Consider the following 16,838-nt stretch of genomic DNA (forward strand, 5'->3'; position numbering starts at 1 on the left):
CCATGTCCCCGGAACTACTCAAGGCAGTTGCTGATTCGAACCACTGGTGGGCCATCGGGCCGGAGATCATCCTGGCCTGCGCCGCGCTGGGCCTGCTGGTGCTGGAAATCGTAACGCCCAAGGAGCACCACCGCTACATCCCGGCCATGGCGATCGCCTCGCTGGGCATGGTGCTGGCTGCGGTCATCGTCACCTTCACGAGCACGACCTGGAGTGAGGAAATGCTGTTTGGCGGGCTGATCCGGCTCACCGCCGCCGGGCAGATTGCTCGCGTGTTTTTCCTCACCTCGTCGCTGCTGGTCTGTTTCCTCGCCACCATCTGCCTGCCGCGCGCGAAGATGCCCCGCGTGGAGTTCTACCACATCGTGCTGGTCGTGACCTCGGCGCTCATGCTGCTCGCCCACAGCAACCACTTCGCGATGTTCTTCGTCGCCCTGGAGACGGTCACCATCGGGTTCTACATTCTTGTCAGTTATTTCCGCGACAACGCGCTCACGCTCGAGGCCGGCCTCAAGTACCTCGTGCTCGGCGCGCTCAGCTCGGCGATCATGCTCTTCGGCATCGTGCTGCTTTACGGCGCGGTCGGCCGCGTGGAGTTGGACGGCTTTGTCCGCACCGGTTTCGACTTCGCCGTGGTGCGCGGTTTCCTGGAGCAAAACCCCGACAGCTTCCTCGCGCTTGCCGGCTCGTTGCTGGTGATCGGCGGTGTGGCGTTCAAGATCGGCGCCTTCCCATTCCACGTCTGGGTGCCCGATGTCTATCAGGGCGCGCCGACGCCGGTTACGGCCTTCCTCGCCGTCTCGTCCAAGGCGGCCGGTTTCGCCGTGCTGCTCACGCTGGTGCTCGACGTCTTCGCCCCGCTGAGCGACAAGCTCGTGCCCGTGCTTTCCGTGCTCGCCGCTGCCACGATCCTGATCGGCAACCTGTCCGCCTTGAAGCAACGCAACGCCAAGCGCCTGATGGGCCTTTCCGGTGTCTCTCATGCAGGTTACCTACTGATGGGCGTGATCGCCGCGCTCACCGTGCCGTGGGCGGCCGGTGCCGTGTGGTTCTACCTGTTCACCTACCTCTTCGCCTCGATGGCGGTGTTCGGCGTCATGGCGTATCTCGCCGGCGCCGACGACACCGCGCAGGAGCTCGACCACTACGACAAGCTGGCCAAGGAGCGCCCATTCCTCGGCGCCGTGCTCGCGGTTGGCGTCGGCTCGCTGGCCGGCATCCCTCCGCTGGCCGGCTTCATGGGCAAGCTGCTGATCTTCGTCGCCGCGTTCCAAGCCCACCTCTACGGCCTGCTCGCCGTGGCCATCGTCGGTGTGGTGGTATCGATCTATTACTACTTCGGCTGGATCAAGGCCGCCTTCTTCGAGACGTGGACGCCCAATCCGGAGGCCGCCCCCGCCCGCCCGGCCGCGACCGCGCCCACGCTGGTGGGCAGCGCCATCCTCGCCTCGCTCGCCCTCGTCACGGTTCTCCTCGGTTTCTACCAGGAGCCGCTCACGCGCTGGCTGCTGCCGTGATTTAGTGGGTGCCGGACGCCTTAAAAGAGGCGGTTTGAATTCTGCGCTTGGGAGCGAATAGCCGTTAGGGTAGCGGCATGTTCCTCGGGAGGAGAGCATGCTTCACAGGCTTGGCCTGTCTTTTGGCTGCGTTCTTGGAATCGCAGGCCCAGACTGGCACAGCCCTGGTGCGCCACGCGCCGACGCTCAACGGACGGGTGGAGGGCTCGGTTCAAGTTCTGACCGCGGAGAGTGTGACGTTTAACAGCAGCGCAAACGTCACCGGTGATCTTCTCTTGCCCGGAACGCCGACGGTGCAGCTGAACGGCAACGTGGTTTACGGCGGCACGGTTGAGGGGCTCGGCGTCGCCACGCCGACCAGCCACAAGGTAATGCTCAATACTGGCTCCCGGCTCGGGCATGTGATCCGACGCACTGATCCCGTTGCCTTGCCGTCCGTCGGCAAACCGCCTCAACCCACCGGCACGCGGAGCGTGTCGCTCAACAGTCCGGGCCAGTCGCCAGGCGACTTTTCCACGCTCAAGAATCTCACTTTAAACAGCAACGTCGGACACATCGTCGTGCCTCCCGGCACATACGGTAATTTCAACGCCAACGCCGGCAGTGGTTTCACTCTCGGCGTCGTCGGCGACACTGCGCCGGCCCTTTATCATTTCCAAAACCTCACGCTGAACAGCAACAGCTCCTTCACCGTGATCGGCCCTGTGGTTGTGACGGTGGACGGCGGCTTTTCAACCAACGCGGACATGGGTGCATCCGGTCATTCAGAATGGCTGCAGCTTCGCATCGCTGGCGGCGGACTCTCGGTCAACGGCAGTCGTACGGTGCATGCCTTCCTCAAGGCGCCAGACGGCACACTCACGCTCAACGGCGGCAGCCGGTTTGTCGGCGCGGTCAGCTGCGACCGGCTCATCGTCAACAGCAGCGCGGTGCTGCAACTGGTCCCGCCTGCCGTCAACCAGTTGCCGAGCGTGACAATCACCCGCCCGGTCGGCTTGGCGCGCTTCGTGGCACCCGCGAGTTTCGCTCTCGAGGCCGAGGCGGCAGACTCGGATGGCACGGTGACGCGAGTCGATTTTTACCAGGGTGACGTGAAAGTGGGTGAGGCAACCGCTGTTCCCTACGTCGTGCCCTGGTCTCTCGCGGCTCCCGGTAGTTACACCTTCACTGCCAAAGCCATTGACGACAAGGGAGCGGTCGCCACCTCGACGGAGCTCAGCGTCGTGGTTCAGGCGGAGCCGACCGGTCTGCCTTTTGTCGCGGACTTCGAGCCGGGGGAGAACTACCGGCCTGGCGCTCTGCATGGCCAGCAAGGCTGGACGGCGACAGACAAGGTTGCGGTGCTGGATGAGCCCAACGCATCGAGCGCGCAGGAAGTGACGTTGCCTGGGGGCGAGCCATCCGAGAGTCTACAGGTGAGGCTTGTCGGCGGGACCATCTCTCCCGTGTTCACCGATGTGCTTTTGCGGCCGGTTGCCGCTGCGTCGCCCGAAGATGCCGTGATCTTGTTCACCCACGGCACCCGAGTAGCCTTGGTCGGCACGAGTTCTTCGGCTGTCTTGCAGGCCGCCCAAGGCTCGGCTGGCGGAACCGTTTGGCTCGACACTGGATACGCCGTGCCGGTGGATACCAGCTTGCGTGCCAACGTCTGGCTGCGTCTTACCCTTCGCGAAGACTACACCACCGGGAAGTGGGACCTTTACGCCGATGGTCGGATGATCGCGGTGGATCTGCCGTTCAACGATCCGGCCACAGCCTCCTATACCGGCTTCTCTGTGATCGGCCACGCCAGTCAAGGGGCAAGCATGGATGACTTCTACGCGGGAGTCGATAATCCGTTGTTTGCCGATGCCGATCTCGACGGCATGGATGACACGTGGGAAACAGCCCGGGGCCTCAACCCCGCAGTCAATGACCGCACCGGCGACTCGGATGATGACAGAATCTCCAACATTCAGGAATACCTGTTAGGGACACATCCCACTCAAGCCGATACAGATGGCGACGGTTTGGCCGATGGTTGGGAGCGGCAGCATGGTTTTAACCCGATCAGCGCCGACGATAACTTTGCTGATACCGATCTCGATGGCTTGATGGACGGGCATGAATCCCAGTCAGGCACCAACCCGAGACTGATTGATTCAGATAGCGACGGAATCGGAGATGCGGTGGAAGTCCTGCTCGGCTACGACCCGACCCGAGTTCAAGCCGGCATCTCTCTTGCTACTGATGCTGATGGCGACGGTCTTACGCTGGAGCAAGAACTTGTGCTCGGGACCGATCCCGCAGTGCCTGACAGCCTTGGTAGTCAAGACCGTGACGGCGACGGCCTGCCGGACAAATGGGAACTCGCACAGGGTTTGAATCCGCTCGTGGCCAACATAGGCGGTATGGTTAATGAGGATGCTGACGGCGACGGCCTGACTTTGATCCACGAGGCGAGGGTGGGCACCAATCCCCAATCCGCCGACACCGATGGCGACGGCATGCGCGACGACCACGAAGTCCATCGGGGCCTTGATCCGCTCGCCGACGACGGTACCGCCGACCCCGACGGAGATAGCCTCAACAACCGGGAGGAATACCGGCGCGGCACCAATCCCCGCGATTACTACAACGGCATCATGCATGAAATCCTGCCGCTGATCGGCGGCGATTTCGATCTGGGCTCCGGCGGCGTGATGGCCGTGCGGGTTGTGGATGCCGTTGGCAATCCGCTGATCAACGCGCCCGTGACACTGACCATCGAAAGTGGTGATTCCCAAATCGCCCTCACCTTGAACGGACCGTTGGTCGGGCAGACCGCGGACGTTCGCACCGGCTCCGACGGCATCGCCCGCGTCTATCTTCGCACGCCATGAACACATCTTTTTCCTCGATGCTCAGGGTCTTTCGACAGGCAATCGGCGGCGCCGCACTGCTGCTGGCCTCCGCGGCCTTCGCGCAAATTCAGGGCGCCGTGTGGCATTCAAAGACCGCCGGTCCGGCCGGCCAGTTGATGGCATTTTTCCCAAAACCAAACACGGTCAGCGGCAGTCCGGAGCTTCTTGTGGTGCCGCTGCTCGGTCCCCGGAGGCAGCTGCTAGCTGATGGTCGGCTGAGGGTGTGGGTCGGGCGCAGCGACGGCACTTCGCTTCCCGGTGTCACGGTCACACTGCGCGTGCCGGAAACCGGCAATGTCCTGGTAAGTGATGGGGCACGGGTGACCAATGTGACAGTGCAAGCCAACGAGCACGGGATCGCCGAGGTGCGGATCGCGGCTCCAGACGTGCCACCGATCAGCACGGGGGATGGAGACGGTGGTGAAGGCGGAGGCGGTGAAGTTCCGGTGCCCTGATCTTCCAATGCACACGCGATTTGCTTACGTTTACGTCGGTTTTTTGATGCTTAACTGTTTTTACGGGTTGCGGGCGCAGGAACTACCGCCGCCCTCCGTCGGCGGCGTGGTGGACATCGAAGCGACGGCGGGCAACGAGGTTCACTCGCAACAGCACGACTACCAGCCGGCCAAACCTTATGTGATTTTGGCCGAGCGGATAGAGCGGACGGTCTGGCCTCTCTCGGTTCAGGAAATTGAGCCCGCTGCTCCGGGCACGCAGACGACCGTGTTTTCCTTGGATCCGAACTATGCCGCCAACCATCCGGAAATCATTCGTCCGATCCGCGGAGTGGGGTTATCCTATTTGGGTTCGGAATCGCGTTACCGCGTCATCACACTGCAGACCGTGTGGGACAGCGCCGGCCACCCCACCTTTGATCTGGAAGCGCTTTCGGAGGATGGGCAGAAATCTTTTGCCATCAAGGGATCAGGTGCGGGGCGCATCATCGTAAACAGTCACGGCCCATCCTATGTGCCGCGCCCGATGTTCTACATTGCTGACGTCACCGAGACCAAAGGAAAGGTAAGCTGGTTCGCCTGGTCGCCCACAGCACAGTATCGGCATCTGCCCGGCATCCAATTCTACTGGACAGAGACTCAGCCCGACGGCACGTCCGTCGTTTACCACACCAACGCCTATGACCTCGTTGCGCCGGGACAGGGACAGTTCAAGCCGCTTGGTGTGGTGAACACGACTGGCACTCCCGGACATGGCCGGCAGGCCACGCTGGTCAGGCAGCCTTTCCTGGCCGCCGAGGCCTATGAGAAATTGCAGCAGGCCGATTGGGTATTCACCGATGCATACCAGCCCGTGTCGGAAGCTGAGGCTCATTACGCCTTTGGCCCGGACGCGGCCTCCGCCAGCAAGCTGCGCTACAAGCTGAAGATCCAACCCGGGCTGGCACGCACGATCACCTGGATGGAGACATTCACGCCCGAGGGGGCCACCGAACCGACAGACCTCCAGTTTCGCTCGGAAGCCGTCGCGAACGACGCGACAGCCACACAGGCACATCTCATAGATCCCTTTGCACGGAAGAACGGGCAGTCCGGCCGTTACCGAGTGGTGGCCTTCGAAAGCGACAATTACGACGCCACGCTGACCGCCGACGCCAACGGCGATGGTGCCCTGCTGCCCGCCAGTGGTCCGATGACCGACCATGTCATTGCCAACGCCGACACGGTCTCCGCGACGCAACCTTACCTTCTGACTGCCAACCTCGACGACGACGACAACGACGGTATACCAGACGCCTTCGACGGTCAGGTTGATGGCCCCGACGACCTGGCTGATTTCTTCCCGGTCTTCCTTAATATCAAGTCCCTGCTCACCGCCCTGCCGTCCGATGTGGTCTGCAAACTCAGCCACGCCGACGGCGCGCTTAACTTCATTTATACCGACCTGAAGCAAAGCAACGCCTTCAGCTTCAGGAACAATCCTTGGGGCTATGCCTATGGGCCGGAATTCATCCAACCCGCAGCCGAGGCCACCGTGCTGCCGATCACCCAAGAAGGCGTGGCTCTTTCGGATGATTTCCTGAACCGCATTCGTTACGAAAACCAAGGCGTCATCCTGATCGAAGCCCGCTTCAGCAGTTCAGCGCCATTGGTCCTCACCCTCGAAACCGACAGCGGCACGGCTCTCGTCAGCCTGCCCTTGCAAGCCATCGGCCTCGGTCTCTACGTGGACGCCAACCGCGACGGCGAAATCAAAACCGACGGCAGCGACCAGCCGGATGCATCATTGGGTTTTCGATTTTGGATAAATGATGATGATGATGATGGTGATATAGCAGAAACCGGTCCCACCTTGGTTGGTAATCCTGACGAGCCAGGACGCCTTGCTGGTTTTTGGGAATTGGACGGACGCACGCCAGACCACGATAAGGCTGGTGTAGACGGGCGATCCGATCTGATCGATTTCTTCCCAATCTATATCGATATACGAGACTTACTCCATGAACTGCCCCCGATTGCAGGTCATAGAGAATACAAGCTCAAGCATGCGGACTCAGCGCTAAATTTCGTCTATACGGACCTCGCACGCACTGAGGCGTTCGACTATTTGAAACACAGCAAGGAGCGTGCTGCATACGGGTTCCCAGCTGTCGAAAAGCTAGCACATGAGGCTTCAATTACGAATATCCCATCGGCTGGTGTGGTGCTAGACAGCACTTTTCTGGATCGAATCAAAAACAGTCCAGAAAAGGGCGTCATTCTAGTTGAAGGCAAAGGCGCTACAAGCGAGCCGCTTCGCCTGGTCGTCGAGGAAGACGGTGCGGAGATTGCCGGATTCAGTGTGTATCTTAAGATAAGCGAGGTTGAGCGCATGTATCGCTGGGCTAATCTGCGTGCTGTGACAGGCCAAGCAGTCAACCGGCAAACCGATTTGAGTGAGCCGTCCGGTTATCCCGACAGCGCCACCAACGGGAAGATGTTCATCTTCGTGCATGGCTATAATGTCAACGAACGTCAGTCCAGAGCTTGGAACGCCGAAGCATTTAAGCGCATGTGGCAGTCGGGCTCACGCGCCATGTTTACTGCGGTCTCATGGAATGGCGACCATAGTCAGGTTCCCTATGTCGGGTTTTCGCCTGATTACTGGGATAATATTACACAGGCTTTCCAGACCGCTCAGTTTTTGGCGCCGCTTGTCAACGATCTGCCTGGTTCCTCCAAGGTTATTGCCGGACACAGTATGGGAAATGTGGTGGTTTCCAGCGCGATCAAGGATCACGCTCTCAATGCCAGCAGATATCTTATGCTCAACGCTGCCGTGGCCTTGGAAGCCTACGACACGTCAGACTCAGCTATGTCAGTCAATGCCATGAGACCGAATGAATGGCAGGACTATGAGCGAAGGCTCTGGTCAACGGATTGGCACAAACTGTTCTCTGAAGGTGATGGGCGACGTGGGCTGACCTGGATGGATCGGTTCGGCAACCTGCCCAACGCCATCAATATTTATTCATCTGGAGAAAACGTCCTGAATAACAACGACGAGACTCCGGGTGAGATTCCATCCGTTGGCACCGAGCGGATCTGGATCATTCAAGAAATGGCGAAGGGCACGACACATCTGGCTGCCCTGCTCACCTTCGATATCCAGGGAGGTTGGGGCTACAATACAGAATGGTTGATCCCCGAAACGACTGTATCTGGCGGGCCACATGGTGGCACGACCACTACCTATCGTCGGCGCACTCCGGATGAGGCGTCAGCGCTTACAGAGGGCCAGTTGCGTAACGAGCCCTTCTTTCGTCCCTTCAACAACGATGACTTTGCCAGCCCAACCGGTGGCAGTGCTGCGGCAGCCGATCTGGTCAATCGAGCCGATGCTCTCGGCGGCGCAATACCGGCTCTTTCTTTTCCAGCGGGACGAAATCCTGTGCCACTTTTCACGGTCACTAGTCGGAACATCGATCTAATGGCCATGCAAGATGGCTGGCCGCAGGAGCGATTGGACGACGAAGGTGAACGTGTGAAAAACGTCTTTCCATACATAGGTCGTTGGTTTCACAGCGACATCAAAAATATTGCCTATGTATTCAATCATCGTGCCTGGGATAAACTTGTTACCGAATCTTTTCTAAAATGAAAACCCATGCTCAACGCTACTTAGCGCTGCTCAGCCTTATGGCCCTGACTGCCTGTGCTCAGATAAGGCATCCTACGCAAATCACCTTTAAGGTTGTCGATGACCTTGGATCGCCTGTCACGGCTGGCATCGTGCGCGCCTCGACATTTTCATATTGGAAATCCGGCGAGGGATTCGGTCGGGACGTTAATGAGCACTACAAGGCTTCCATAAACAAAGACGGCATTGCTGTTCTCGAGGGATCTAGTCTTCGGGGCAGTCTCGCTTATGGGGTTTATCCAGAAGGAAATTACTATCCCGGTTTTGGTGGCGAGTATAGGTTTAAACAGGTGGAAAACGGTCGGTGGGAACCATGGAACCCACAGGTCGAGATTGTCGTGCCACGTATTGTGAATCCGATTCCACTATACGCACGCCGGTACGGGTTGCACGAGCGGGCTAGCCTGCCTATCGAAGGAGCCGTGGGATTTGATTTGGTTGTCTCCGATTGGGTCCCGCCTTATGGAAAGGGGAAAACCGCTGACTTCATTTTTGATTATCGCACCATCGTTCCGCTTGTGGACGAACAGAAGGCGTTCGAGTGTGTCTTAAACCTAACTTTTATGAATCCCGGTGATGGTATCGTTTCACGGCAAGCTTCCCCCGCGAGGCGTTTGATTCAATTACCTCGGCAAGCCCCAGAGGAAGGTTACGAGCCGAAATGGACAAAGCGATTTGGTCGACTTACAGATGTTAGTGATCTTTTGCCGCACGAACGCGAGAATCTGAACTATTTCTTTCGCGTCCGCACGGTTCTCGATTCCAGTGGCAAGGTGGTGAGTGCTCATTACGGTAAGATTTACGGAGACATAGTTTTTGATGCGGTCCGTCATTTACGCTTCACCTACTACATTAACCCAACTCCGCTTGATCGAAATTTAGAGTTTAATCCGAAAAGAAATTTGTTTTCCGAGAGACTTACTGGAACGGATGCGATCGGGCCTTAGAGGCAATAAACGGGTCATCCTAGGGTTGCCCTGATTTGACGGACAGTGGGTAGGGTCCAAAACGAAATGGGAAGCGCTTACAGAGGGCCAGTTGCGTAACGAGCCCTTCTTTCGTCCCTTCAACAACGATGACTTTGCCAGCCCAACCGGTGGCAGTGCTGCGGCAGCCGATCTGGTCAATCGAGCTGATGCGCTCGGCGGCGCAATACCGGCTCTTTCTTTTCCAGCGGGATAGAGCACTCCTATAATCCCTATTATCAGAACTTCGTGCTGAATCTTCCTCAAAATTAGCCGGGACCATTTATGCAACGCATCCGTATATCTTGGCCGTTTTTATTATGCTTTATCTGTCTGTCAGCCTGCAACTCATCGCGGGTTGTCGGTCCGGCAGTGTATTCGGCGCGATCCGACTACGTCAGCGGAGGCGTGTATCTACTCAACAAGCCAGCGTTCCTGTTCAAACACGATAAGGCAGATCCAAAGGAAACCCCGGTTTTGGCTCCACTTGGATTTTCTGGCACACCGGAGAATTTAGCGGATTTCCAAAATTACGCGCCCAGCAGCAGCCAAGTTGCCGGTTTGCTTATGCCGGGTGAGACACTTCGCGTTGTGAAGTTCGTGGAGCATAAATTTATCAATGTGGGCGAGTTTCTTGAGGTCGTTACCGTTGTTGAATCGGGCCCGCATAAGGGGACTGTTTTGGAGTTGAGCATGATCTCGAAGAAACGGAAGCCGAGCCACGATGTGTTCGTTGATCATGAATATCTCACCCGCAGGGATGGTCCCTAGAATCGAGCCGGGAGGTAACCTTTGGGCATATTATTTTCTTCGCGTGGGGCGGTGAATGTGTTTCGTGGGGACAACCCATGAAGGTCACCGGTCTCGCCCTTGTCCCGCCTCCCGCCGCCGCCGGCCTGCCCAAGGTCACTCCCGAGCTTCTCGCCTCCGTCCTGGCGCGCTATTCGCGCAGCAACGAGGGCATCCACAAGATCCTCGAAAAGGTGGACCTCGCCAACCCCGACGAGTCCATCGACCGCATCCTGAAGTTTGTGGACTACGGTCACGCTTCCATCGGCGGCCTGACGGGCGGCCTGGCCATCGCCCTCGACGATGTCTCGATGTGGCTCGCGTATAAGGTCTTCGAGATCGCCCAAATGGCCGACGGCCAGGAATCAAGCACGCGCTACATCACGATGGCGCCGACCAACCTGCCTGCTCCCGCGGAGATCGGCATCCCTGACGACCTCGCGCCGCGCTGGACCGCACTCATGGCCAAGGCCTTCGCCGCCTACAACGCCGAGTATGCCCGCCTCGATGCGGCGGCGATTGCCGATCCCGGCCTCGTGCGGCTGCCCAAGGACGCCAAGCCCGCCGTCGTCACGCGCCTGCGCAAGAACTACGCCCTCGACCGCGCGCGCTACTTCATCCCCTTCGCCACGCGCACCAACCTCGGCCTCGTGCAGAGTTCGCGTATGTGGGCCGCGACCGTGAAGCACCTCGACTCGCTGCCGATGCCCGAGGCGCAGGCCGCGGCGAAACTCATCCGCGAGGAGCTGCTGAAAATTTCCCCGCGCCTCATGCGCCACAGCAGCGCCGAGAAATCCTACCAGGAACAGGCCAAGCAAGAACTCGCCGAGAGCCTCAAGCTCGGGCTCGCGCGCCTCTCGACCGCGCCGCTGGCCGACGCCGTGTGGGTGAAGACCGACCGCGACGCCCCGCCGTGGCTCGCCGAGGAGCAGCCGCTGGCCGAGGCCTTGAAGCACCGCGCCAACCGCTACGGCTGGCAGGGCAAGGCCACCCGCCGCATGCGCGTGACCTTTGCTTGGAACAACATGGCCATCGCCGAGCTGCGCGACCTCAACCGCCACCGCACGGGCCACCGCTGGACGCCGCTCATTCAGGCGGGTTTTTATCTGCCGCCGGAGATCAAGCACTCGGACCATTCGGCCCTGCTCGCGGAGCAGGCCGCGCTCACGCGCGAACTCATGCAGCGCGGGTCGCCGGCCTACGTGTATTCGCTGCTGCTGGGCGCGCAGACGCCCTTCGAGCACAGTACCCACGCCGACAAATTCATCTACGAGGCCGAGCTGCGCACCGGCATGGGCGCGCACTTCCGTTACGCCGAGCACCTCAGTGCCGTTTTGCGGGAATTCAACCGCCAGGTGCCAGAGGCGAAAGACTGGGTCATAGAGGGAACGGCCGAACCAGAATAGTCTTGCCGGTTATTGGTGGCGAAACGAACATCCGGCTCATCGTCCGCATGTTCCGCAGAACAACAGACTGTTTTCTGGCAGGACCGACTGGCTGGCTCCACGCGGCACCGGTGCATATCTGATCGCATGAGCGGACGTTTCAAAGTTCTGCAGTTTAACATGCAGTATGGGCAGCCGTGGGACGACACCTATCCCGACACGGCTCCGATCCGGATCCGGGGCACGGTGGATGAAATTCGCGCCCATAATGCCGACATCGTGATGCTCCAGGAGCTGGAGCAAACCTTGTCCGGAGGGGTCCAGGCCCAGCCGCCGCCCCACTACACCCGGTTGCGCAAGGAATTTCCCGCCTACGACGGCTACTTCAGCTATCCCAAACCGGATGAGCGCGAGCTGCCCTTCGGCATTGGCCTGGCCATCCTCAGCAAGACACCCCTGCGCGAGCATGTCTGCATGAACCTGCCGTCGCCGCCCGTGGAGTTCGATTTTCTCGGGGAGAAGAAAACGCCGACCGACCGCCTGCTCATCGGGGCGACGACCACCATCCACGGGCGCGAGGTCCGCCTGCTGAACACCCACCTGCTGGCTTTTTTCATGCTCAAATCGAGCAGCGAGCTGCACCTCGATCAGCGCAAACTGGTTGAGGACCAACTGCGTCGCAGCACGGAGGTGCCCACGCTGCTCACGGGCGATTTCAATGTCAGCAAACACCAGTCCCTGATCGAGCAGTTTGCCAACGCCGGCTACCGCACGGTGCAGTCAACCGAGCCGACCTGGCGCCGCCGGCCCTATGTGCTGGACCACATCTTCTACAACCGCTGGCTCCGGCCCGTGAGCCATACCGTGAAACCCACACCCGCGTCGGACCACCACACGTTGAGCGCGGAATTCGAGTTCGTGGAGTGAGGCCGGTATCAGGCCGGCGCTACTTAGTTTTTAGACCGTCATTGCGAGGAGCGAAGCGACGAAGCAATCCAGCTGGATCGCCACGGCCCGCCTTGCGGGCCTCGCGATGACAAAATTCAAAAAGCTACGAGCCCTAATTTTCGGACCGGCCGTCGGGCTCGCCTCCTCCCTACGAAGAAACCGGTCAGAGACCGGTTCTACTTTTTCCGCCGCACGCGTTCCTTCTCGTCCTCGCGCTCCTCTTCGAGCCGGGCGCGCTCGCCGGCGATTTGCTTCCGGATCTTTTCGGCCTCGTCGAGATTCTGGCCGGACAGGGCGCCGGTGAGCTGTTGCTTGAGGAAGATTTCTCGCTCGGCGATCTTGCCCTGATACACGCGGTCGATTTCAGCCAGTCGGGCCTTCTGTTCCGCGGACAGCGGGGCGGAGGAGGGGTCGCTTTTCGCGAGACGTTCCATGGCGAGTTCGTAGGCGCTTTTCATGCGGGGATGTTGCACCACGAAATACCCAAAACACACGAAATAAAATCACCGGTCCTTGTCCGGTTTTCGGGTCGCTCGTGTATTTCGTGGTCACCCTCCGAACTTCACGCCCAGGATCAACAGGAGCACGAGCAACACTACCGGCGGCCAGAAACCGCCGTAGCGACCGGCCCAGCGTCCCGAGGCGCCGGCCAGCATCACCGCGGTCATCAGGGCGAGCGAGGCCGGGGCGAGCCACTCGGCCCGGAATCTCGCGGGAAAATACACGCCGGGCAGCGTCGTGCCGTGCCGGAGCAGCCAGTCGGCGGCAATGATGATGAGGGCGGCGGCGGAGTTGAACAACCCGCTCACCGACAGCAGCCCCGGCAGCCCGGCCAGCAGTGACAGGAATCCGGCGATGAGCGCCAGGGTGGAGATCGGCAGGATCACGAGATTGGCCACGAAGGACCCGAGCGAGAACAGCCCGAAGAAGCCGATGCCCGAGGCCGTGCTGGCGAGGAAGGCCGCCCAGCAACCCGCCGTGGCGCTGATCACTTTGCGCCCGACCCCGTTGATCAGATGGTGCCACCAGCGCCATTCCGGTCGCGGCACCAGGGTGAACGGCTGCCAGTTTTCCAGCCAGCGGTCGGCCAGCGGGCCACCGAAGAGGATAAGCGCGGTGACCACCGAGTAGGACATCTGGAAGCCCGTGCTGAACAGTTGGAGCGGGTCCACCAGCAGGGTGCAAAAGGCCGCGGCCGTCAGCGCCGCGAAGGCGTTGCCCGGCAGCCGGAACGCCCGCGAACAGAGCAGAAACGCGATCATCACGTAGGCACGCACGGAAGGCGTGCCACCGCCGGTGACCTGCACGTAGACCCAAAGCACCGCGAGCGTGATCAGGGCTTCCGGGCGGCGCGGGACGCGGAGCAGGAACAGCAGCATGTGCAGGGCAAGGGCGATCACCCCGACATGGAGGCCGCTGACGGAAAACACGTGGAAGGTGCCGCTGCGCATGAACGCGTTTTCCTGCTCGGGGCTGAGCGCCGCCTTTTCGCCGAGGAGCATGGCGAGATAAAGCGAGGCCGTCTGCGGATGCCGGTCCAATCCATGCCGGAGGATGACTTCCAGCCGCTCGCGCAGACCGGCGACCAGGGTCTGAATTTTGGTCGGTGGCTTCAGCTCCCGCGCTGCGCGCGAGCGCAGCAGCCGCTGGCGGACGCCCAGGTTGGCGAGGTAGTCGTTGAACCCGGCGCCGGCTGCGTCGCGCGGCAGCGGCTCGAGCACACCTTTGAACTCGTATTGGCCGGAGATGCCCAACGGCACGCTGATCCGCCGGACCGCGGAAAAGTAGATCCGCTGGCCGACCAGATCCTCGCCGCCGGCATCGGCCAGCAGGACCGTTCCCAAGCCCGATACACTGCGGGCGCGCGCGGTCGGGCTGAAGACCTCGGTCACGCGCACCCGGAGGGTAATCTCCCGGGGCGGGCGGTTTTCCCGCGCGTGCAGATGCGGGTAACGCAGCTGAAGCAGCAAGTAGCCTGAGAGCGTGCCGGCCAGCACCAGGGCCCCGAGCGCCCAACTCCTCCGCGCGCGGCGGGCCGCCCAACCGGCGATCAGGGCCGACAATCCTGCCGCAATCAGGAACGGCCACAGCCCGAAGCCGGGTGCCGGCCAGATTTTCGCGGCCGACAGGCCCGCCATCAACGGCAGCAGCAGCCAGAGCAGGGGGGCGCGGATGGAGTGGGCGGGCGAGGGCATGGGGCGGATCTGCGCCCTGGCCCGGTTCGCAGCCTCACCAGCCAAAGGATCGGCCGGCCGCCTTCAAACTTGTTTCTCACGGAGTGCGACGCACACTGCGCGAACCATGGCCCGCAGCGCTGACGACACCGGTTCCCTGTTCGCGGAAGACACTCCGCGGCCGACGGCGTCGTCCGGCAAGCCCCCGGCGGCGCAACCGCTGGCGGCGCGGATGCGTCCGCGGCGGCTGACGGAAATCGCCGGTCAGCGGCACATCGTCGGTCCGGGCAACCTGCTGCCGCAGCTCATCGCCAGCAACCGCTTCGGCAGCCTCCTGTTCTACGGTCCGCCCGGTTGCGGCAAGACGAGCTTAGCGGAGGTCATCGCCCGCGAAACCGGCAGCCGGTTTGTGCGCGTGAACGCCGTCATGTCCAATGTGGCCGAGCTGCGGGAAATCCTCGGCGCCGCCCGCCGCCAGCCGGAGGCGGCGACAATCCTGTTCATTGACGAGCTGCACCGGTTCAACAAGTCGCAGCAGGACCTGCTCCTGCCGGACGTGGAGGAAGGCAACGTGCGGTTGATCGGGGCCACGACCCACAATCCCGGTTTCTACGTGAACCCGCCGCTGCTGAGTCGCAGCCACCTGTTCCGGCTGGAGCCGCTCGCCACCGAGGCCGTGGCGGGTGTCCTGCGGCAGGCACTGACCGACACCGAGCGGGGACTTGGCGCGCGCAGCCACGCGGCGGACGACAAGGTGCTGACCGATCTGGCCGTGCTCTGCGACGGCGACCTGCGCCGTGCACTAAACGCCCTCGAGGTCATCGCGCTCAGTCTGCCGGAACAGGCGGCGATCACGGAGAAGGAGCTGGAAGTCTTCGCCCGCGAACGGCGCATCCGTTACGACGCCGACGAAGATGAACATTACGATACGATCTCGGCGTTCATCAAGAGCTGCCGTGGCAGCGACCCGGATGCGGCGATGTATTGGCTGGCCAAGATGCTGGCCGGCGGCGAGGACCCGCGCTTCATCGCGCGACGGCTGGTGATTTTGGCCAGCGAGGATGTCGGGCTGGCCGATCCGCAGGCTTTGCCGCTGACGGTGGCGGCGCACCATGCCTGCGACTTCATCGGCCTGCCCGAGGCCGAGCTGACGCTGGCGCACGCGACGCTCTACATCGCCACCGCACCGAAGAGCAACTCGGCCACGATCGCCCTCGGCGAGGCGCATCGTGTGTTGAAGGAACAGCCGGTTCAGCCGGTGCCGCTGCCGTTGCGGGACAAGGGCGGTCAGGCCAGCAAGCGGGTGGGGCACGGCAAGGGCTACCTTTACGCCCACGATTTTCCGGAGAACATCAGCGGCCAGGCGCACTTGGAGAAACCGCTCGCGCTCTACACCCCCAAGACGGCCGGCTGGGAGGCCAAGATTGCCGAGCGGCTCGCGCGATGGCGTCAACTCCGTGCGAATCTCGCTCCCTGACCCGACAACGGGCACCCCGGGCTTGCGCCGGCCCGACCGGCGGTTATGTTGCCCGCCATGAAACTCGCCGCCCTCTTGCTGAGCATCGTGATCGCGACCGGAGTCATGCAGGCCCAGACGGCGCCCGCGCCCAAGCCGCCCACGCCCAAGCCACCGGCGGTCAAACCGACTCCGGGCAAGGCCGCGCCGGGCGCGAAGGAGGAGGAAATGGGCGTGATCGAGGGCACCACGATCGCCCGGGCCAACGGCCACTTTCTCGGCCTCAAACTGGACGGCGGAAAATACAAGCTGACTTTCTACGACAAGAAGAAGAAGCCCGAGAAGGTGGACGTCACGCGCGCGACGGCCCGTTGGCCGAACATGCACGGGCCGGGCGACAATCGCACAATCCTCAATGTGGCCGGCGACGGCACCTTCCTGATGGGGGCGCAATTCGTGCGCGGCCCGCATTCTTTCAAATTGTTCATCACCCTCCTGCGGGGCGAAGGCGATCAGGCGACCGCGGTGGAGAACTACACGGTCGATTTCCGCAGCTGATAGTTCCCAGCGGGGATTTGACAGGGACCG

The 16,838-nt window shown here is 61.4% G+C and carries 12 protein-coding genes; 10 read left to right on the forward strand and 2 right to left on the reverse strand.

Features of this window, described 5'->3' with window-relative positions; all coding sequences use genetic code 11:
• The first annotated feature begins 2 nt into the window (after nt 1-2).
• From ESB00_RS03975 to ESB00_RS04010, 8 genes are all read left to right on the forward strand, one after another.
• Nucleotides 3-1,517, forward strand: coding sequence for an NADH-quinone oxidoreductase subunit N (locus ESB00_RS03975; RefSeq protein ID WP_129046433.1), 1,515 nt, complete (start codon nt 3-5; stop codon nt 1,515-1,517).
• 134 nt (nt 1,518-1,651) lie between these two features.
• Nucleotides 1,652-4,378: an Ig-like domain-containing protein gene (locus ESB00_RS03980; RefSeq protein ID WP_129046434.1), complete on the forward strand. Its 2,727-nt coding sequence runs from the start codon at nt 1,652-1,654 to the stop codon at nt 4,376-4,378.
• A complete protein-coding gene (locus ESB00_RS03985; protein WP_129046435.1) occupies nt 4,375-4,854 on the forward strand; it encodes a hypothetical protein in 480 nt (159 codons plus the stop codon). The genes ESB00_RS03980 and ESB00_RS03985 overlap by 4 nt, the downstream gene beginning before the upstream one ends.
• A gap of 7 nt (nt 4,855-4,861) precedes the next feature.
• The gene (locus ESB00_RS03990) at nt 4,862-8,494 is read left to right on the forward strand and encodes an alpha/beta hydrolase (RefSeq protein ID WP_164976019.1); all 3,633 of its coding nucleotides are present in this window, start codon (nt 4,862-4,864) and stop codon (nt 8,492-8,494) included.
• Nucleotides 8,491-9,480, forward strand: a complete 990-nt coding sequence (locus ESB00_RS03995) for a hypothetical protein (protein WP_129046437.1) — start codon at nt 8,491-8,493, stop codon at nt 9,478-9,480. Before ESB00_RS03990 ends, ESB00_RS03995 begins: the two co-directional genes overlap by 4 nt.
• 303 nt (nt 9,481-9,783) lie before the next feature.
• Nucleotides 9,784-10,269, forward strand: a complete 486-nt coding sequence (locus tag ESB00_RS04000) for a hypothetical protein (RefSeq protein WP_129046438.1) — start codon at nt 9,784-9,786, stop codon at nt 10,267-10,269.
• 77 nt (nt 10,270-10,346) lie between these two features.
• A complete protein-coding gene (locus tag ESB00_RS04005) occupies nt 10,347-11,693 on the forward strand; it encodes an FAD-dependent thymidylate synthase (protein ID WP_129046439.1) in 1,347 nt (448 codons plus the stop codon).
• 126 nt (nt 11,694-11,819) lie between these two features.
• Complete coding sequence (locus ESB00_RS04010) at nt 11,820-12,599, forward strand: endonuclease/exonuclease/phosphatase family protein (protein ID WP_129046440.1); 780 nt, start codon at nt 11,820-11,822, stop codon at nt 12,597-12,599.
• Nucleotides 12,600-12,796: 197 nt separating this feature from the next.
• Here the strand turns inward: ESB00_RS04010 and ESB00_RS04015 are convergent, their stop codons facing one another.
• Both ESB00_RS04015 and ESB00_RS04020 read right to left on the reverse strand, forming a co-directional pair.
• Nucleotides 12,797-13,078: a hypothetical protein gene (locus ESB00_RS04015; protein WP_129046441.1), complete on the reverse strand. Its 282-nt coding sequence runs from the start codon at nt 13,076-13,078 to the stop codon at nt 12,797-12,799.
• A 90-nt stretch (nt 13,079-13,168) separates the two neighbouring features.
• Nucleotides 13,169-14,815 carry a ComEC/Rec2 family competence protein gene (locus tag ESB00_RS04020; RefSeq protein ID WP_129046442.1) on the reverse strand — a complete coding sequence of 549 codons (1,647 nt, stop codon included), beginning with the start codon at nt 14,813-14,815 and terminating at the stop codon, nt 13,169-13,171.
• A 106-nt stretch (nt 14,816-14,921) separates the two neighbouring features.
• Between ESB00_RS04020 and ESB00_RS04025 the strand changes: the two genes are divergently transcribed.
• Nucleotides 14,922-16,271, forward strand: coding sequence for a replication-associated recombination protein A (locus tag ESB00_RS04025; protein WP_129046443.1), 1,350 nt, complete (start codon nt 14,922-14,924; stop codon nt 16,269-16,271).
• Nucleotides 16,272-16,328: 57 nt separating this feature from the next.
• Nucleotides 16,329-16,808 carry a hypothetical protein gene (locus tag ESB00_RS04030; protein ID WP_129046444.1) on the forward strand — a complete coding sequence of 160 codons (480 nt, stop codon included), beginning with the start codon at nt 16,329-16,331 and terminating at the stop codon, nt 16,806-16,808.
• Nucleotides 16,809-16,838 lie beyond the last annotated feature (30 nt).

Source organism: Oleiharenicola lentus (genome assembly GCF_004118375.1).
Taxonomy (GTDB): domain Bacteria; phylum Verrucomicrobiota; class Verrucomicrobiia; order Opitutales; family Opitutaceae; genus Lacunisphaera; species Lacunisphaera lenta.